Annotated in this window: 14 protein-coding genes and 1 pseudogene; 14 read left to right on the forward strand and 1 reads right to left on the reverse strand. The window is 55.2% G+C overall.

Annotated elements, in window-relative coordinates; all coding sequences use genetic code 11:
• Positions 1-24 precede the first annotated feature (24 nt).
• On the forward strand, positions 25-10,497 hold the full coding sequence (locus ACVWZ0_RS09070; RefSeq protein WP_253454577.1) for a hemagglutinin repeat-containing protein: 10,473 nt from the start codon (positions 25-27) through the stop codon (positions 10,495-10,497).
• Positions 10,494-10,832, forward strand: coding sequence for a hypothetical protein (locus ACVWZ0_RS09075; RefSeq protein WP_253454576.1), 339 nt, complete (start codon positions 10,494-10,496; stop codon positions 10,830-10,832). Before ACVWZ0_RS09070 ends, ACVWZ0_RS09075 begins: the two co-directional genes overlap by 4 nt.
• 50 nt (positions 10,833-10,882) lie before the next feature.
• On the opposite strand, the gene ACVWZ0_RS09080 is transcribed toward ACVWZ0_RS09075, so the two are convergent.
• Positions 10,883-11,086: a SymE family type I addiction module toxin gene (locus ACVWZ0_RS09080; protein ID WP_253454575.1), complete on the reverse strand. Its 204-nt coding sequence runs from the start codon at positions 11,084-11,086 to the stop codon at positions 10,883-10,885.
• An 861-nt stretch (positions 11,087-11,947) separates the two neighbouring features.
• Between ACVWZ0_RS09080 and ACVWZ0_RS09085 the strand changes: the two genes are divergently transcribed.
• The 12 genes and pseudogenes from ACVWZ0_RS09085 to ACVWZ0_RS09140 all read left to right on the forward strand — a co-directional run bounded on the left by ACVWZ0_RS09085 (position 11,948) and on the right by ACVWZ0_RS09140 (position 19,459).
• Positions 11,948-13,429: a VENN motif pre-toxin domain-containing protein gene (locus tag ACVWZ0_RS09085; RefSeq protein WP_253454574.1), complete on the forward strand. Its 1,482-nt coding sequence runs from the start codon at positions 11,948-11,950 to the stop codon at positions 13,427-13,429.
• Between the two features lie 3 nt (positions 13,430-13,432).
• Positions 13,433-13,870, forward strand: a complete 438-nt coding sequence (locus ACVWZ0_RS09090; RefSeq protein WP_253454573.1) for a hypothetical protein — start codon at positions 13,433-13,435, stop codon at positions 13,868-13,870.
• Positions 13,871-14,254: 384 nt separating this feature from the next.
• Positions 14,255-14,602: pseudogene (locus ACVWZ0_RS09095) on the forward strand (VENN motif pre-toxin domain-containing protein); the annotation flags it as partial.
• Between the two features lie 663 nt (positions 14,603-15,265).
• Entirely contained in the window at positions 15,266-15,514 is a 249-nt protein-coding gene (locus ACVWZ0_RS09100) for a hypothetical protein (protein WP_125289627.1), read from the forward strand.
• 222 nt (positions 15,515-15,736) lie between these two features.
• A complete protein-coding gene (locus tag ACVWZ0_RS09105) occupies positions 15,737-16,204 on the forward strand; it encodes a VENN motif pre-toxin domain-containing protein (protein ID WP_253454571.1) in 468 nt (155 codons plus the stop codon).
• Positions 16,183-16,476, forward strand: a complete 294-nt coding sequence (locus ACVWZ0_RS09110; protein ID WP_253454570.1) for a hypothetical protein — start codon at positions 16,183-16,185, stop codon at positions 16,474-16,476. The genes ACVWZ0_RS09105 and ACVWZ0_RS09110 overlap by 22 nt, the downstream gene beginning before the upstream one ends.
• Before the next feature lie 150 nt (positions 16,477-16,626).
• Positions 16,627-17,064 carry a hypothetical protein gene (locus ACVWZ0_RS09115; RefSeq protein ID WP_253454569.1) on the forward strand — a complete coding sequence of 146 codons (438 nt, stop codon included), beginning with the start codon at positions 16,627-16,629 and terminating at the stop codon, positions 17,062-17,064.
• 31 nt (positions 17,065-17,095) lie between these two features.
• The gene (locus ACVWZ0_RS09120; protein ID WP_253454568.1) at positions 17,096-17,542 is read left to right on the forward strand and encodes a VENN motif pre-toxin domain-containing protein; all 447 of its coding nucleotides are present in this window, start codon (positions 17,096-17,098) and stop codon (positions 17,540-17,542) included.
• 84 nt (positions 17,543-17,626) lie between these two features.
• On the forward strand, positions 17,627-17,833 hold the full coding sequence (locus ACVWZ0_RS09125; protein WP_253454567.1) for a hypothetical protein: 207 nt from the start codon (positions 17,627-17,629) through the stop codon (positions 17,831-17,833).
• Positions 17,817-18,080 (forward strand): hypothetical protein, encoded by a 264-nt coding sequence (locus ACVWZ0_RS09130; RefSeq protein WP_253454566.1) that lies wholly within the window; start codon positions 17,817-17,819, stop codon positions 18,078-18,080. The genes ACVWZ0_RS09125 and ACVWZ0_RS09130 overlap by 17 nt, the downstream gene beginning before the upstream one ends.
• Positions 18,081-18,143: 63 nt before the next feature.
• Complete coding sequence (locus tag ACVWZ0_RS09135) at positions 18,144-18,494, forward strand: VENN motif pre-toxin domain-containing protein (RefSeq protein ID WP_301289718.1); 351 nt, start codon at positions 18,144-18,146, stop codon at positions 18,492-18,494.
• Between the two features lie 401 nt (positions 18,495-18,895).
• Positions 18,896-19,459, forward strand: coding sequence for an Ail/Lom family outer membrane beta-barrel protein (locus ACVWZ0_RS09140; protein WP_253454564.1), 564 nt, complete (start codon positions 18,896-18,898; stop codon positions 19,457-19,459).
• The last annotated feature ends 1 nt before the right edge of the window (position 19,460 follow it).

Raw genomic sequence — 19,460 nt, forward strand, 5'->3', positions numbered from 1 at the left:
GCCTGACAAGGGACTGTGCGCATTATGAACAAGCTTTGCTATCGCATTATCTTCAATAAAGTTCGCGGCATGCTGATGGTGGTGCCCGACATTGCCCGTAGCGGCTACGGCCATCTTGCCCGTCGCCGTCAGCGCAACTCGCGTACGGAAAAGCCGATCCGTATCAGTCCACTTAGTTTCGCGCTTTGGCTGGCGGCTGGGGCGGTTAGCCTGCCTGCGCAGGCCAATATCGTTGCCGACAGCAGCGCGCCCGGCAACCAGCAGCCGACGGTGATGTCCACCGCCAACGGGCTGCCGCAAATTAATATCCAGACGCCGAACGGCCAGGGCGTCTCGCGCAATCAATACAGCCAGCTCGATGTCGGCGAGCGCGGTGCCATTCTGAACAACAGTCATCAAAACACGCGCACCCAGCTGGGCGGCATGGTGGCGGCTAATCCCTGGCTGTCAAAGCAGGAAGCCAGCGTCATCCTCAATGAAGTCAACAGCCGTAATCCCAGCCAGCTCAATGGCTTTATTGAAGTGGCCGGAAAGCGGGCCGCGGTGGTTATTGCTAATCCCGCAGGGATAACCTGCAACGGCTGCGGTTTTATCAATGCCAGCCGTAATACCCTGACCACGGGCCAGCCGATTATGGAAAACGGCCAGCTGAAAGGCTTTGACGTGAACGGCGGGCGGATCAATATCGAGGGCAAAGGCTTAAACGACAGCGATGCCGATTACACCCAGATCGTCGCACAGTCGGTAGCGGTAAATGCCAGGCTGCACGCCCGAGAACTGAACGTTGTTACCGGACGAAATCAGGTAGCTACGGAAGGTAGCGTAACCACGGTGAAAACCAGCGACGCGACCGCTCGCCCAGCCTATGCGCTCGACGTCGCCGCGCTTGGCGGCATGTATGCCAACAAAATCACCCTGACCGGCACCGAAAAAGGGGTTGGCGTACGCAATGCCGGCGAACTGGGCGCCGGCGCGGGCGAACTACGCCTGACCGTAGATGGCCGGCTGGAAAACAGCGGCACGCTGCAAAGCCAGGCCGCTTTGCAAATCGCTACTCAGGATGACCAGACCAACAGCGGCAGGATCCTGTCACAGCAGGCGGTCACGCTGGCCTCTAACGGCACCCTGCATAATGACGGCACCATCGCCGCAAAAGGCAGCGTGACGCTGACCGCCAACGGGATCGAGAGCAATGGCGGAAGCGCGCTGGCAGCAGGGGTTGATGACAGCGGCGCGCTGACGCAGCCCGGCAGCCTGGTTTTAACCAGTCAGGGCGAGCTGAAAGCGCAGGGCAAAAACCTGGCACGCGATGGGATCCAGGCGCACGGAAGCCGGGTCGATTTGGGTGGCAGCCAGACTGCGGCGGATGGGATAGCGCTAAGCGCTACCAAGGGCGACATCAGTACCACAGGCGCAACGGTGACTGGCAAAACGGTGCAGATACAGGCCGCTACCCGACTGAATAACGATGACGGTCAAATATCAGCCGGAAAGCTGGTCGTTGCTGCCCGGGACATCAGTAACAATCGCGGGCTGCTGCGTCAGCAAAACAGCGAGGCGCTGAGTCTGGACAGCGGGCAAATCCACAACAATCAGGGCACGATTGTTAACGCAGGCGATACCCATCTTAAAGCGCAACAAATTGAAAACCGCAGCGGGCTGATTGCCGGTAACGGTCATGCGCTTTCGCTGGATGCTCAGCAACTTGATAACCAGCAGGGGACTATACAGCTGGCTGGCGATGGCGCACTGACGCTGACCGCCTCGCAGCTTAATGGCAACCAGGGCGCGCTGCTGTCGGCCGGGGCGCTGGATCTGAAAGGCGGGCGGCTCGATCTCTCACAGGGGCATACTCAGGCGCAGGCGGTAACGCTGTCGGCGGAAACGCTCGATCACCGCCAGGGCCTGCTTTCCCAGCGCGGCCCTGGTGAAATGACGCTGTCGCTCTCTGGCGCGGCGGACAATCAGGATGGTCGCATGGAAAGCGGCGGCAGTCTGCGCATTGCTTCCGGCAGTCTGGATAACAGCCGCGGCACGCTGCTGGCGGCTCAGGGCGATCTGCTTCTGACCGCGGGCGAAGCGCTGAACAATAATCAGGGCGAACTGCTGGCCAACCGGGATCTGCGCCTTGCCGCAGCAAGTCTGGATAATCAGCAAGGACGCATTTCCGCGACGGGCGGCGAAGCACAGCTAAAAACGGATCGGCTTATCGACAACGATCGGGGGCGGATTGAAGCCAGCCAGCAGCTGACGGCGCAAAGTCAGGGAGTGAATAACCACGGCGGCACGCTGCTGGGCGATCGCATCGTAGTGGCTACGCAGCAGGGCGATTTTATCAACGCCAGCGGCAATGTAGTCGCGCAGGACACGCTCAGCCTGTCGGGCGGCGCGACAGATAATTACGCGGGCCTTATCCAGTCCGGTCACGATCTGACGATTGATACGCACGGACAAAAGCTGATCAACAGCGACAGCGGTAAAGGCGGCATCCTGAGTGGCGGCACGCTGACCCTAACCAGCGGCGAGACTGATAACCGTGGCGGCATCATAGCCGCACAGGCGGCTGGTATCGCCAGCGGCGCGCTGACGAATACCGACGGTACTGTGCTGGCAGATCGCACACTTTCTCTTACCACCGGCGCGATGGATAATCAGCGGGGCCTGTTGCAGGCGGGTGAGGATCTCTTGCTTGATACGCAGGGCGCAGCGCTTGATAACCGCGACAGCGGCGAACGAGGCGGGATCGTCTCTCGTGGCGATCTCAATCTGGCAACCGGGCGGATCCTGGGCGATCGGGGTACGATCCAGGGGCGGAACGTTGTTATCGACAGCCATGAGCAGGCGTTTGACCATCAGGACGGCAGCCTCAGCGCGAAGGAAAGCCTGCGGCTGAACAGCGGCGAACTGAACAACCGCGCGGGACGTATTCAGTCCGGCGGTGATATGCAGCTTGATACGCATGGCCGCACGCTTACCAATCAGCAGAGCGGAGCGTCGGGCGGCGTCATCGCGGGCGGCGAGCTGAGCCTCAACAGCGGCGATATAAATAACGACGCTGGCATGTTGGCGGCAGCGGGCAATATCCGGCTGCACAGTGGCGCGCTGAGCAATATTGACGGCACGCTGGCTTCAGACGGATCGCTGACGCTAACTGGCGGCGCGGTAGATAATCAGCGTGGCCTGATCCAGGCGGGCCAGGCATTATCGCTCGATACCCAGGGCGCAGCGCTGACCAATACCGACAGTGGCCAGAAAGGCGGTATTGTCTCCGCAGGCGATCTGCTGCTCAACACCGGGCAAATCAACGGCAGCCACGGCGTGATGATTGGGCAGAATGTCACAGTCGACACGCATCGGCAGACCTTTGACCATCAGCAGGGAGAGCTGGGCGCGCGGGGCGCTTTGCAGCTGGATACCGGCACGCTGAACAACCGCGCCGGATTGCTGGAATCAGGGCAGGATCTGCGGCTGGATACCCAGGGTAATCCCTTTATTAATGAAAATGGCCAGCTGATCGGCGGCGGCACGTTAACGCTTCACGCTGGAGAGATAAATAATCAGCAGGGCACGATCGTTGGCAAAAACGCGACCCGGCTTACCGGCGGAAACCTCAACAACCGCGCAGGTACGCTGAGCGGCGGTAAGGGGGAGCTGACTCTGACCGCAGGAGAAATACAGAACCAGGGCGGCCTGTTACAGGCAGGCAGCGATCTGACGCTGGACACCCAGGGGCAGGCGCTGATTAATACCGACAGCGGCAACCAGCACGGCATTGTCGCCCTGGGTAATCTGGATCTGCGCAGCGGCGGGGTTAACAACCAGACCGGTTTTATCGCGGCGGGCAATCTGGCGTCGCTGCAGGCCGCCGATTTGAACAACGTTCAGGGGCAGCTGGCCGGCAACGGCGGGTTGACCTTTAGCGGCGGAGCCTTGAATAACACAGACGGCAAACTGCAATCTGCGGGCGATATCGCGATTGATACCACAGGCCAGACGCTGATCAATCAGCGCGGCCTGATTGCCGGTTCTGGCGCGACCCGTATCGACAGCGGCGCGCTGGAAAATCAGCAGGGACAGATCCAGGGCGGAAAAGATCTGACGCTGGCGCTGGGCCAGAATGCGCTACAAAATCAGAGCGGCAAACTGTTTTCCGCCGGAACGCTGACGCTGACCGCGGGGCAGCTTGCTAATCAGTCCGGCCAGCTACAAAGTGTGGACGCCGGACGGTTAACGCTTTCTCAGCAGCTTGATAATAGCGACGGCCTGCTCCAGGGCGGGCAGGGGTTGACTATCACCACGCCACGCCTGCTCAATCAAAACACACAGAAGAGTGGTAAGGGCATTGAGGCCGGAACGCTGACGGTACAGGCAGACACGCTGGACAACAGCAAAGGCGCGCTGAAGGCAACGGCCATGCTTTCGCTGACCGTGCGGCAGGCGTTGGAAAACCTCAACGGGCTGATCTCCTCCGCCGGTACGCTGATTGTTCAGGATGCCGCTCAGGGACAGGCGCTGAGTATTAATAACCGTAAGGGCACGCTGATTGCCGATAAGCAGGCCCAGATCGGTGCCGCCTCGCTGAGCGGCGACGGGCAGGTGCTGTCACAGGGTGATTTGGGCATTACGCTGGCGGGCGACTTCCATAATGCTTCCCAGGTTAAAGCCAACGGCACGCTGCGGCTGGCTACGGGCGGCAGCCTCACCAATGACGGCACCATCAGCGCGCAGCAGGCGCTCTGGCTCTCTGCCCGCAACGTCACTAACGGCAAAAAAGGGGAAATCAGCGCGCAGGAAACGCACGTCACCGCTGCGGATACGCTAAATAACACCGGCCTGATAGACGGCACGCTGACGCACCTTGTAGCCAACGTGCTGAATAATACCGGCACCGGCCGCATTTTTGGCGATCGTATAGCCATTGCCGCTACGGTGCTGAATAACCTCAGCGACGGCGGCAAAGCGGCTGTGATTGCCGCACGGGATCGCCTCGATCTGGCTGCGGATACGGTGAACAACCGCGACCATGCCCTGATCTACAGCGTTGGCGATATGCATATCGGCCGCCAGCTGGACAGCAACTATCAGGCCATCGAGCAGGGGCGGCAGCTCAATAACGACGGGGCGACTATTGAAGCCGGACGGGATGCGGCGATCGCCATGGCCGAGGTCAACAATACCAACCGTAACCTCACCACCAAAACGGTCACCACGGAAAACGCTCAGCATCATGATGCGGTGCTGAAAGGCCATACCGATCGCTTCGACTGGAGCGAGGTGGATACCAGCCATAAAAATAAATATAAGGTGCACAGCGCGCGCATGCCGGACGGTACCAGCGGCAGCGAGTTTTATGAGTACACCTATCAGCGGGTAGTAAAGGAAACGCAGATCAAATCGAGCGATCCGGGCAAAATCCTGTCCGGCGGCAACATGACCTTTACCGCCGATCGCCTGTTCAATCATGACAGCCAGATTGTGGCTGGCGCCACGCTGGGTGGGCAGATTGGCGATCTGGATAACCAGGCCACGAAGGGAACGCGCGTCACGACGGATAACGGCAAAGTGGTGCGCTGGTACGCCAAGAAAAAGAAAAAGAAACTGGGCGGCACCAAGACTTCTCAAGGTAAAAGCAGCAGCAACTATCGTCCGGCTGCCGTAACGGAAACCATCGACCTGAAAACCTTTGCCTGGCAGGCGAACGCGGCGCCACAGGGCAGCGGCTATCAGACCGGCAACCGACAGCAGCAATCGGTAAGCATACAGGCGGGGGCGGTCGGCGCGATTAACGGCCAGCAGGCGGCGACGGCGGTCGCGCTGACGCCGTCTGGCGATACGGCTTCGCAACCCGTTATCGCACCGCGTTACGACAGCACTCTGACGCTGGACAAGCTGGCCGGGCAGAAGGATCGTCCGCTGCTGTTGCCAGCCGGGCAGCAATTCTCACTGACGCTGCCCGCCACGGTGGTTAACGGACAAAGCATTACGCCCGTTATCCGCGCCGTTTCGGCGGATACGCGTCTGCCGGACAACAGCCTGTTTTCGCTTCAGCCTGCCAGCGACAGCCACTATCTGGTGGAAACCGATCCGCGCTTCGTTAATCAGAAGCAGTGGCTGGGCAGCGACTATATGCAAAACGCGCTGTCGACGGACGGCAGCCAGACCCTGAAGCGACTGGGCGACGGCTATTATGAACAGCGCCTGGTACGCGATCAGATTACGCAACTGACCGGCAGTCGCTATACCGCGGGCTACAGCAATGATGAAGATCAGTTCCGCGGATTGATGAATAACGGCGTGGCTTTTGGTAAAACATACCAACTGACGCTCGGCGTGGCGCTGACGCCCGCGCAGATGGCGCTGTTGACCAGCGATATCGTCTGGCTGGTTAACCAGACGGTCACGCTGCCGGACGGGACGCAGCAGACGGTACTGGTGCCGCAGGTCTATGCGAAAGTAAAAGAAGGCGATCTTACCGGCGACGGCGCGTTGCTCGGTGGCGGTAGCGTGGCGCTGAATGCTCAAAAGGATATTACCAATAGCGGCACTATCCACGGGCGTGAAGTGACGCAGCTGACGGCGCAGACGCTGACCAACAGCGGGTATATCGACGGTAATCAGGTCAGCCTCAGCGCTCGCCAGGATATCGCCAACCTTGGCGGCACCATCAGCGGTGATAAATCTGTTTCGCTGCTGGCGGGACGCGATATTACCAGCCAGGCGACGCTGCGGGGCGACGGCACGGACAGATGGGTGGATCGGCCTGCGGGCATCTACGTGCAGGGTTCCGACGGCAAGCTGTCGCTGAGCGCTCTGCATAACATCACGCTGGCGGGTAGCGATATCGCTAATGCGGGTGAAAACGGCACCACACAGATCCGCGCGGGCAACGATCTGACGCTGGGCACCGTCTCCACGCAGCACAGTGAAAACGACAGCTGGGGCAGCGATAATTATCGTCGTCTTTCGCAGCAGAACGATGTCGGCACACGAATTACTACCGCAGGCGATTTGCAGCTCAGCGCGGGGCAGGATATTCATTCCCGCGCCGCAGAAGTGACGGCTGGCGGTACGCTAACGGCCAGCGCCGGGCGCGATATCACTTTAGGCACCGGCAACAGCAGCACCGATCTGGTCGAGCACAGCAAGCAGAGCAGCAAAGGGCTGCTGTCCGCCAGCAGCCTGGAAACGCACGACGAGGTACACGATCGTCAGGGGATTAGCACCACGTTCAGCGGCGACAGCGTACAGCTTCAGGCAGGCCGCGATCTTACCGTCACCGGCAGCAACGTGGCGGGCACGCAGGATGTGACGCTGAGCGCAGGACAGGATCTGAAAGTCACCACCGCGGCTGAATCCCACCAGGAAAATCACCAGCGCGAAGAGAAAAAATCGGGCCTGATGGGCACGGGCGGCATCGGCTTTACCGTCGGCCAGGCGATGCAGAAAAGCACCACTGACGCGGACGGCGCGCTCAATAAGGGCAGCACGATTGGCAGCAGCGACGGCAATGTGACGCTCAGCGCCGGTAACCAGCTTAACATCCACGGCAGTGACGTCATTGCCGGTAAAGATCTGACGCTCAGCGGCAGCGACGTGGCGATTACGGCAGCGGAGAACAGCCATACCGCACTGACCAGAACCGAGCAGAAGCAGAGCGGCCTGACGCTGGCGCTTTCCGGCACCGTGGGCGCTGCGCTGAACACGGCAGTCAGCGTGGCGCAGACGGCGCAGGATACCGGCGACGGCCGCCTGAAAGCGTTGCAGAACACCAAAGCGGCGCTGAGCGTCGCCCAGGCGGAGCAGGCGTATGAACTGGATGGCGCGCAGACCGCTGCGGCAACCGCACATAATGATGCGCTGGGCCTGAAGCCGGGCGATGAGGGCTATCAGGAAGGCGCGACCAACACCGTAGGCGTTAACCTCTCTTACGGCAGCCAGTCGTCTAAAAGCGAAACTCGCACGGAGAGCCATCAGGCGCAGGGCAGCTCGCTGGGCGCGGGCGGCAACGTGCAGGTAACCGCCACCGGCGCGCAGCCGGGCAGCCGGGGCGATATCACCGTGCAGGGCAGCCAGCTGCAGGCGGGCGGCGACATGACGCTGGCGGCGAAGAACGATATCAGCCTGCTTTCCGCGCAGAACAGCGAGCGAACCGACAGCAGCAACAGCAGCAAGGGCGGCAGCGTCGGCGTGGGGCTGACCGCCGGTTCCGGCGGCACCGGCCTCAACGTCTCGGCCAGCGTCAACGCGGCAAAAGGGCGCGCTAACGGCAACGGCCTGACGCACAGCGAGACGACGCTGAACGCGGGCAACGGCCTGAGCCTGAACGCCGGACGCGACACGCTGCTGCAGGGCGCGCAGGTCAGCGGGAACAGCGTGAAGGTGGACACCGGGCGCAACCTGACGCTGACCTCGGAGCAGGACAGCGACCGCTACGACAGCAGGCAGCAGAGCGCCAGCGCCGGAGCCAGCTATACCTTCGGCGGCGGCGGTGGCTCGGCCAGCGTGAACCTGAGCCGGGACAAGATGCACAGCAACTGGCAGAGCGTGGCCGAACAAACCGGCATCTTTGCGGGCAAGGGCGGCTTTGATATTACGGTGGGTGAGCATACGCAGCTTGAAGGCGCGGTTATCAGCTCAACCGCCGCCGCAGACAGGAACAGGCTCGACACCGGCACGCTGGGCTGGAGCGATATCAACAATCACGCGGAATATAAGGTTGAGCACGCGGGAGCCGGTATCAGCACCGGCGGCAGTATCGGCAGCCAGTTCGAAGGAAACATGGCCAGCAATATCCTGGCTGGCCTGAACGGCTCGGACAGCGCCAGTTCAACCACCCACTCTGCCGTCAGCGAAGGCACAATCGTTATCCGCGACGGCGAAAATCAGCAACAGGCTGTTGCAGAGCTGAGCCGCGACGTGGAAAATGCGAATCCGGGGCTTGCGCAAATCTTTGATAAAGAGAAAGAGCAGAACCGGCTGAAGGCGGCGCAGCTGATAGCGGAGATAGGGTCTCAGGTTGGCGATATCGCCAGAACCGAAGGCCAGATAGCCGGGGAAAAAGCGAAGCGTGACCCGGCAGCGCTTCAGGCGGCCAGAGAACAGCTTGCGGGTTCCGGCAAGCCGTTCACGGACGCGGACGTGGCAAAGCAGGCGTACAACAACGCGATGGCGCCGTTCGGCACGGGAAGTGCACTGCAACAGGGTATTCAGGCGGCGACAGCGGCGATACAGGGCCTGGCCGGAGGCGATCTGGCGAAGGCGGCAGCGGGCGGCGCCGCTCCTTACATCGCGAATATTATCGGCAGCAGCGGGCTGGATGACGCCGGTAAAGTGATGGCACACGCAGCGGTGAATGCCGCACTGGCCGCCGCACAGGGCAACGGTGCGCTGGCAGGTGCCGCAGGCGCTGCAACGGCTGAAATGGCCGGAATGATCGCGCTGGAGGTCTACGGTAAAAGCGCCGGTCAGCTGACTGAAACCGAGAAGCAGACGGTAAGCGCACTGGCAACGCTGGCGGCCGGTCTGGCTGGCGGACTGGCCGGAGACAGTACGGCCGATGCGATGTCGGGTGCTCAGGCCGGTCAGACGACCGTTGAGAATAACCTGATGGGTGGCACCGACGACGGGCAGATGAAGTTCGTTCAGGAGCACGGTAAGGATGTGCTGTCCTGCGCAGACGATCCTTCATCAGCCAGCTGTCAGCGTGGTGAGACGGTGAATAAAGCGATAGCCGCAGCTTTGGGAGCCGGTGCCGCAGGTGGTGTGATAGTTGCTGCTACGCCGGAACTTATAGCGACGGTACAGGCGGCGATCAGCGGATGCGGTTCGAATCCGGTGCTGTGTGCCAATGAGGTCAGCATCTGGGTGGCTGAAATGGCCGCAGGAGATGCCCTACCGGCTGGTCTGACGGTAGCGACAGTCAGCAAGATGTCGGCTAAAGAGCTGTCAGAGCTGAAGGCGTTAATGACGGTTGAGAAGCAGACCGGAAACAAGGTCACGAAGGAGTCGCTGGAAAGCGTGGTGACCAGCTCAGGCAGCAAAGGAAACTGGAATAAGGATCTCAATAATCCTCAGCCGAATACCATCTATAAGGTTGATGATAATAAAATATTTAAGACTGACTCTCAGGGAAGAACGGAGAGCGTCGAAAGTTCATTATCCTGGTCGACGAATGACCGAAATACCTATCAGCAATGCAAAGCGGGTAAATGTGGTGTTGACGGTGATGAAGGTGGGCATCTGATAGCCAGTATATTCAATGGTCCTGGAGAGAAATTAAATCTGGTACCAATGGATGGTAACCTCAATAAAGGTGCCTGGAAAAAGATGGAAAACACATGGGCCAATGCGTTGAAAGACGGCAAGCAGGTCAATGTTAAAATCGAACCATCTTATAGTGGTAGCAATGTAAGACCTGATAGCTTTACTATTACTTATCAAATAGATAATGAGCGTCCAGTGAGGGAAATTTTTAATAATGCACCTGGAGGTAAATGATGGCTTCTCGCGATGATGAATTATGTTCAGAGATCGGACGTATATTATTTGAATCAGCCCCTGAAAATGCGCAGAGAATCTTACTTGATGCTGAGTTATCACCTGAAGATGATCATGCAAAATTCTTATATGATTATGTTGACACGAAAGGCGTAAAAAATTGGTTTTTGCCGGGAACGCCAGCCACAGATAAGCTGCTTCTTGAAAAGCTAGTTGAACTAAGAAAATACTACGTAGCAAATAATCTTACCAATGACAAACCAGCATGGTACGGTTGCCTTGTTACAGTCGATCTTGAAAAGATGAAGATCAATTTAGACTATCGCTATAATTAAAAAGATCCCGGCCACGAAGTGAACTGAGCCGGGATCGTTTTATCTGCCGCTTACTCCTCAGCCAGCCGGATGATCAGCTGTCCGCGCTCCACCGTCACTTTCACCGGCTGCCCGGTTTCAAACCCCGCCTCTTCCAGCCAGTTGCCCCGGAGGTTAATGCTGGGACAGCGGCTGTAATAGGTGGTCATATCGTTACGGTCAGCGTGACGGATGCTGGTATATCCCACTTTCAGCTGACGTAACCTCAGCAACATCATCGTCTTCAGCCAACAACAATAAGGTGGTCGGCCTGCGGCCTCCGCTGAAAGAAGTTAATGCCCGCCCGGCTGCGTCTGTCTGTGCCGGGTCGTGCCCCGCAAAAGCGCGTGTCACTCCTTACCGTCACAGCCAGCTTCCGCTACCCGCCCCGGCCCGTGGTGGTCATGCAAACTCATCGTCTCTTCAGGCTATGGTGCTCCGGCGGCTAAGCAGGTGCCGCAGCGTGGTCATGCAGATACAGCGTTCCTTCAGTCATCGTGCTCCCGGCAGCGAAAGCGGAGGCCGTTCAGCGGTCATGCAAAGCCTCAGATCCTTCAGCCATCAGCGCGCCGGAGCGCCGTTCCGGCCCTTGCGGGCTTCGCCAGCCCACGCCCGGCAGGCGCTTCACCAGGCCACAGGCAAGCTGCGGCCCGGCTCAGCACCGCGATGTGAAACCGGTAATGACAGGCGCGACAGCGCTGCTAAAATGCGCAGGACGATAACGCAGGGAAAGCGTAATGAAAGCAGTAAGTAAATGGCCGGCATGGCTGCTGTGCCTGGTGCTGTGCGCCAGTGCGGTAGCGTGTCCGGGCGAAAAAAGCGCGTCGGGAAAAATAATCCCGAACATCAAAACGCAACAGGAAAAACTGGTTGTAAGCCACGGAAAGCACAGGGAAAAAACGTGTTCAGCCACCGAATGCGCAGCGGCATTAATGAAAGGCGGCTTTGACGTGACGGTGGGCGACCACACGCAGCTGAACGGCGCGGTTATCGGCTCGACGGCAGCGGCGGATAAAAACCGGCTGGATACGGGCACGCTGGGCTTCAGCAGTATTGAAAACCACGCGGACTATAAGGTTGAACACCAGAGCGTGGGCATGAGCAGCGGCGGCCCTATTGGCAGCCAGATGCTCGGCAACCTGGCCAGCACGATGCTGGCGGGCATCAACGGCGGCGGCAGCGCCTCGTCAGTGACAAAGTCGGCGGTGAGCGAGGGCGCCATTACCGTTCGCAACGGTGAGAAGCAGCAGCAGAGCGTGAACGACCTGAGCCGCGACGTGGCGAACGCGAACCCGGGGCTGGATAAAATCTTCGACAGGGAGAAAGAGCAGCGCCGGGTGGAGACGGTGCAGGCGGTGGTGGATATCGGCCTGCAGGCCAGCGATATCGTGAGGACGCAGGGCCAGATAGCCGGCGAGAAGGCGAAGCTGGACCCGAAACTGCTGGCGGCAGCGAAGACGCAGCTGGAAGAAAAAGCGCGGCAGAACGGGGTGAAAACGGCGCCCGGCTACGACGATATAGCGAAGCAGGCTTACACTAATGCCATGGCGCCGTGGGGAACGGGCAGCGCCCTTCAGCAGGGCATCAGCGCGGCGACGGCGGCGGCCTCGGCGCTGGCGGGCGGCAACGTGGCGGGAGCCGTTGCGGGCGGTGCGGCGCCGTACCTGGCGGGGGCGTCAGGCGGCGCGGCGGGCGAGTATATTGCGCAGCAGCTCTATCCGGACGTTGACCGTGCAGACCTAAGCGAGGAGCAGCGTCAGACCACCAGCGCGCTGGGGACGCTGGCGGCAGGGCTGGCGGGCGGGCTTGCCGGGGACAGTGCGGGTGCTGCGGTGACGGGCGCGCAGGCCGGGAAGAATGCGTTGGAAAATAATAATCTTCTCCAGCCACCAAGGGCTACGCCTGTACCCGTTCCGGGATTACCATTGAGTCCGGGTGACAAGGTAGTTCAGAATGCGAATAACATAATTGCATCCGAGCTGGATAAGACTCTGAAAAGGTCAGGAACTGAGGCGGATACTCCGCCGATCACTGATGGTCGTGCAATCGTTGAAGCGCGTGATGATACTGCAAAATCCCGCAATCCAAAAGTGGCGCATAATCAGCAGCATCAGGATGGCAGTAGTAACAAAACGGAAACTGCGCCGGTGAATGATGATCTGACCGGCGGAAAACTGGTTAATCCTTTTCATGATGAAAATAAAGGAACGTCACTGGTTACGCCGGATCGGTCTGGTGAGCAGGGACCAGGCAATACCGGGAATAGTGATGGTCTGCCGGATACGGGAGGCAATACAACGGTCACGCCGATTCCTGAGTATAATAAAGATGATTTAGCTTATTTGGCCCTAAGAGGAAAAGAAGCTCAAGAAACTGCCAGTAATTTAGGTTTTGAACGAAAAATAACCGCTCCTAAAGCGCCATTTAATTCTCCTGGGCAACCAGTATTCTTTGACGGTAAAACGTATATCACGCCTGATGTTGATAGCCATAATGTTACTAATGGTTGGAAAATGTTTGACCGTAAAGGAAAACGTATGGGGACTTATGATAGTGATCTAAAACGAGTTAAGGACTGATATATGTTTGGTATTTTTCCTGAAAGTGAAGCAGTATATGTCGATGGCGAGTGCGTCTTGCCAGCATCAATAATAATTGATGAATTTTCAGAAATGATGAATATACCTCTATCTTACTGGAGTGTTAATGACTACAAAGTTAACTGGCTAAGTTCACTTGAAGAGGGGCTGGCTAATAAAAAACATGCAGCTTTAGCTGTTTCAATGTATGAGCCAAACAATGCGAACTTTATATTTACTTGGGTGTTGTATTTTTTGGAAAGTAATGTTTTCGTTCAAAATATCATTTTGTTTTTAGATGACTGCCCCAGCTTTACTCCTGAAACTATAAATGATTTTATTGAGCCGCGAACAACGCATAATGAAGAAGGTATGAAAATATCAGAATGGGAAACTGATTTAAAAAGTGTTTTAGATTTCTACCATAGTCTGAAACGCTAATAAAACCCCGGCTATCGAGACGGGATTTTATTAATCTCATATCAGTTACTTTTTCGATCTGTTAAGACCCTTTTGAAATTAAAGATTTTCTTGGGGGCTGAGCCGGGAATTTCTGACAGCCGCTTACTCCGAAATGCGCCATTCCAAAGTTCATTCCTAGACCTTGCGTGACGCTCCCGCGGTATGGCAATCGCCTGGATAAACTCTGAGATCTTCAGCATGCAGTCAGATAACTTCTTACAGATTGGTTTCTGTATGTTTACCACTTAAGGCTCTACTTGAGATACCTGCAGCGGCTCATGTGGACTGATTATCAGCCTGCCCTTTATCACCCGCTCGTAAATCAGTGTTTCCTGCACAAATCTCGCCTTTGCTATTGAATGCCTGGCGGAGCAGATACATACGCTGACGACCACGAAAGGCCCGGACGGCAAAGAGGTGGTGAACGTTCAGGCGAACCTGATTGCGCACGCGGTAGTGGGCGCGGTGACCTCATACGCGTCGGGTAATCCTGCACTTGCGGGTGCTTCTGGCGCGGCGATGGGCGAGTACATCGTGCAGCAGAGGTATCCGGTAGTTAAGCGTGAAGACCTGGGTGAGGAGCAGCGGCAGACCATCAGCGCGCTGGGCACGCTGGCTGCGGACCTTGCGGGCGGGCTTGCCGGAGACAGCACGGGCGGTGCGATAACGGGTGCACAGGCCGGGAAGAATGCGGTTGAGAATAATGAATTGTTTAATCTACCCTCAGGCCTGAATAATTACGGCCTTGTACAGGGTAGCTTAATGACAAATACAGATAATCAGGTCGATGAAAATGGGAAAGCACTCCCGGGCATGACATTACAAGATAAAGCAGCTCTTTCGGCAGATATGGCTAAAGGCAACCTGACTGCCGGTCAGAATCCGGCAGTCAGGATTGTTAACGGCCTGGGGGGGGCAGGGATGACGACGTTTTTGGCGCCGGTGTTACTGCCAGCCACTGCGACAGCTGAGGCGGTGATGGGTGCAGGTGCGATAGGCGGCACAGCTAACGTGTTTAACCAACTAAGTAGTGGAGAGCCGTTCAGCGCAACGGATGCACTGATTGCAACCGGTGTCAGTTATTTACGCAGGGTAAAGGATTCTGGTTCACTGAAGCAGCGAGCGTTGCCGGTGCGTATGCGGGAGCCAGGCTGCAGGGTAAAAATACTTTAGCACCGATGATTGGAGCAGGTTTAGGGATACTGGGGGGCGCAGCGATAGGTAAAAGAGTGGAGAAGGTGCAGGACACAATCCCTCAGTTTACAATACCTAAAATAACAGGGGTAGTCGCTGAATCTGCAGGTTCTGAATATCTCGGGAGTTCCACACGAAATCTTGCTGAAAAAGTTCAAAGAAAACTGGAGAAAAGTAGTAATGCAAAATAATAAAATTAAAATTTTATTATTGTTAGTGGTTTTATGGGTGGTTGGCCTTTTTACTTTTCTTGTAGGTGGTCGATTACTTATATCTTTAGTATCCTATTGTTTAGTTGATGATTTTGATTTTGATAGAAATGACTTGATTAGAGGGTTGGAAATATCAATCGGATGCGGGGTTATTATTGGTGTGGGGCAGTTTCTCATGTCGAAAGAGAAATCAGCCTCACCAACAGACTACAAGTAAAATATGCTAATGCTGGCCAATCGATACAGGATGTTTTTTAACTGACGATTGATGCTTGGTTAGTTACAGGCCTGTCAGCCCTTTGTGACAAGTCGTTTAGAGAGAACGGGTTGAGAGGCAATAGTGCAGAGATTGGCCAGCGTCAGCCAGAGGGGCGGCTGTACCTTATCGGGTGAAAGTCATTCACGATATGGCACCCACGAAAGGCCTGGAAGGCAAAAGATGGTTAAAGTGGAGACCAACCTGATAGTGCACGCGGTACCGGGTGCGGCGCTGGCGGGAGCATCAGGCGGGGCGAGGGGCGAGTATATCGCACAGCAGCTCTATCCGGGGGTTGACCGTGCAGACCTGAGCGAGGAGCAGCGTCAGACCATCAGCGCGCTGGGGACGCTCGCGGCGGGGCTGGCGGGCGGGCTTGCCGGGGACAGCGCCGGCGGTGCGGTGACGGGCGCGCAGGCCGGGAAGAATGCGGTTGAGAATAATAATATAGTAAAAAACATTGCCAACACGGGTCTGGACTTTGTGCCAATCGTTGGAACAATAAAAAGCTTCAAAGAAGCAGAAACGGCAATAGACTATCTTGCAGTTGCAATAAGTCTGGTGCCTGGGGCCGGGCCGTTCGCAGGTAAGGCAGTCAAAGCTGCACAAGCAGCGTTAAAAATGGCGATGTGGTCGAAGCATCCGGGCTGATTAATAAAGCCAGTGATGAGTTTAAAGTCAAGGCGCTCGAGGGGGATTCATACAAAGAACTTAAAACGTGTGAAGTAGTGGGGGACGGATTAGAGCATGACCATATACCATCATTTGCTGCCATTCGGCAGGCTAAAGAAAATGAGCTTGGCAGGAAGTTAACGCCAGAAGAGGAAAAACTTTATATAACAATGCAACAGCTATCGAAGTACCAAGAGATGTGCATAAAGCAGGGCGTACTTATGGTGGTAAAAATACGCCATCTCAGGTAAAACAGGATGTATTGAATCTTTGTAATACAGAATGTCTTGATACTGACGCGCACAAAAAAAATTGATAGAACCTGGCTACGATTCGAAGGCGGTTGAGCAGGCAATAGAAAAATTCAAAGCAAGAAACCGGGAAACAGGGGTAACAAGATAATGTTAGCATGGGATGAGATTGCGCAATTTTTAGGTCACTATCAGAGTGATGAAGGATTCATTAACCTTTCCAGTGTTTTTAAAGAATTGCCCGGTTTGGAAGTAGGAGGCTTAGGCGACAGAACTTATTACTCATATTTTAAATCAGGTATTTTGTTTTTGCTGGAAAATGAGAAAGTAGAGCAAATTATGCTCTATATTAAGTCTGCTGAAGGATTCAGTGCCTATAGAGGCGAGCTGCCTGTTCCAGCTAGCAAGACAGAGGCTGAAATTATTGATATTTTAGGGTGCCCTACCTTATCAGGTGGTGGTACAACAGATATGCTTCTTGGCTACGTTAATCGCTGGATAAAATACGAAAGAGCCAGTTACGCGTTACATTTACAGTTCGATAGCAGTAACATTCTGTGCAGGATTACACTTTTAAATAATAAGTAAGTATACAATATATCAGCGAGCTGAATACTCTTTGGCTGCTGGCCTTGCGGGCGGAATCGCCAGAAACAGTGCCGGCGGTGCGGTAACGGGCGCGCAGGCCGGGAAGAATGCGGTTGAGAATAATGAATTGTTTAATTTGCCATCAGGATTCAACAGCTACGGTAATGCAGCAGTAACCTTGGGAGAAGCAATGATGAATTCAGGAGCTCCAGCAGAAAAAGTCAGTGCAGCACTGAGTAAAAATGCAAAAGGTGACTTGCCAGAAAGTGCGAATATTACAAAAGTTATCGTGAATGGTTATAAGGATGGTGTGCTGATTGCAGGAGCGGCTTACTTAGGCCCTGCTGCAAGTGTCGGAAAAGTCGTGACCAGTGCAACGATAGCTGAAATAGCTAATGGTACTTATCAATGGTTTGATATCAATAGCAAGAAGAATCAGAGCCTGCCTGAATATCAGCGAAAAACATGGGATTACTGAGGAAGTGCTTCTGCGGCTGTTACCGGGGCGCTGGCTCCAGGGCGTGGGATAGGAGCCAACTTAGGGATCTCACTGGGAGGAACTGTGTTTACTGATGGGCCTGATGAGGGTGCCTTAACTGGCACAAGCGCTGGATGGGCGTTTGGTACAGCAGTTGGCCTGATTGCACCACCGTTATTTAACCCTGTTTTAGGCTCAGGTTCTGCCCCTGTCGGTGATATTATAGGTGCAGTAGGAGGAGAATTTATTAGTAATGCTACAAAGGACGGGATCAATGAAAAGAAAAAATAAGCCAACTATAATTTTACTATTTTTAAGCATCGTATACATGGTTTTCTGCTGTTTAATTTTCTTTGCTTTGGCTATGATAATTATACAACTACTCATTGACCATAAATTGAGTATTGATCAATCAGATATTGAACATGTTTTGGCTGCAAGTATCATTGCGGGAACAGCTGCGGCTCTGAGAGCGTGGATCTTCGCGAAGATAGACGAGAAAAAGGCCCGAAAATCTCCTCCATCTTATCCTCAGTAATTAGCGATCCCGACCACCAAGTTGGGATCTTTTTTACCGCTTAACTTTTCCTGAGCAGCAACGCTGGGCACGCCGGTCGGAGGCTTGGCGGAAGAAGGCGCGGACAGCGCGGTGACCGGGGCGCAGGCCGGGAAGAATGCGGTTGAGAATAACTCGCTGAGTGGAGATAACGCCCGTCAGCCAGTCAAAGAAAGTGCGGAATGGTGGAAGAAACAGGCACGCGACAAGCTGGGTAAAGGCACGACATCAGCTACAGCAAACAGCATTATTAATGCTATTGCGGATAGCGGCGATACGGCAACAGGTTCAGCGGATTATGTTGCCGATGCGGCAATGGCGCTGGCTTCGTGTGCAACGGGTAACGGCTACTGCCCGCAAGCATTGAATAACCTGTCCGGGAAAACCAGGCGGTAGTTGAAGATGGACGTAAAATATCAGAGTGGAGCACTGATTTAAAAAGTGTCTTTGATTTTTACAACAACCTTAAAGAGTAAGTAAAACATGGTTGTCAGCCTTGGTTTTTTAGCCATGTTTATATCTATAGGGAAATGCAATGAACTATTCGTACATAATAGCGAACGCACCGACAGGGAAAAAGCCGTAAGGGCGATGATGTGTGGATAGATATAAGCTATAAACTGAAGCAAGTTTCAAAGGACAACGACCGCTGTGCCAGCAGATAACCAGCGCGGGCGGCAGCCTCATCTTCACGGCGAGTGATAAAACAATTTTTAATGACGTATCGGCAAGAAATTTAGTACAATCCCATCTCAAATACAGGGATTTAATCAACTCAGTAAAAAAGGGAATGAGTAATGAAAGTAAAAATTACCGCATTGGCATTAGTTTGTAGTGGCCTGTTGGTCAGCACCGGCGTATTGGCTGACAGCCATACTTTGTCGGTTGGCTATGCACAGAGCAAGGTCGAAGATTTTAAAAATATTCGCGGCGTCAACGTTCAGTACCGCTATGAATGGGATTCACCCGTCAGCATTATCGGTTCCTTTAGCTATATGAAAGGCGATGACAGCTATTCTGAAAGGGTTGAGGCTTTTGACGATATTAGCGGTTATGATGGCAAAACGGATGTGAAATATTACTCGTTTATGGCTGGCCCGGCCTGGCGTATTAACGACTACGTCAGCCTCTATGCCCTTGCCGGTATGGCGCATACAAAAGTAGAAGACAAAACAACCTATCTTTCTGCGTATTCAGAAGAGGATAATGCAAGCAAAACGTCGTTTGCTTATGGTGCTGGCGTGGCTATTAATCCGACAGACTATCTTTCCGTAAATATCGGTTATGAAGGCACGCGCGTTAAATTCAATGATAACGTAGCGATAAACGGTTTTAATATCGGTCTTGGGTATCGTTTCTGAT

The sequence above is a fragment of the Erwinia sp. TECH1 genome, from assembly GCF_054057575.1.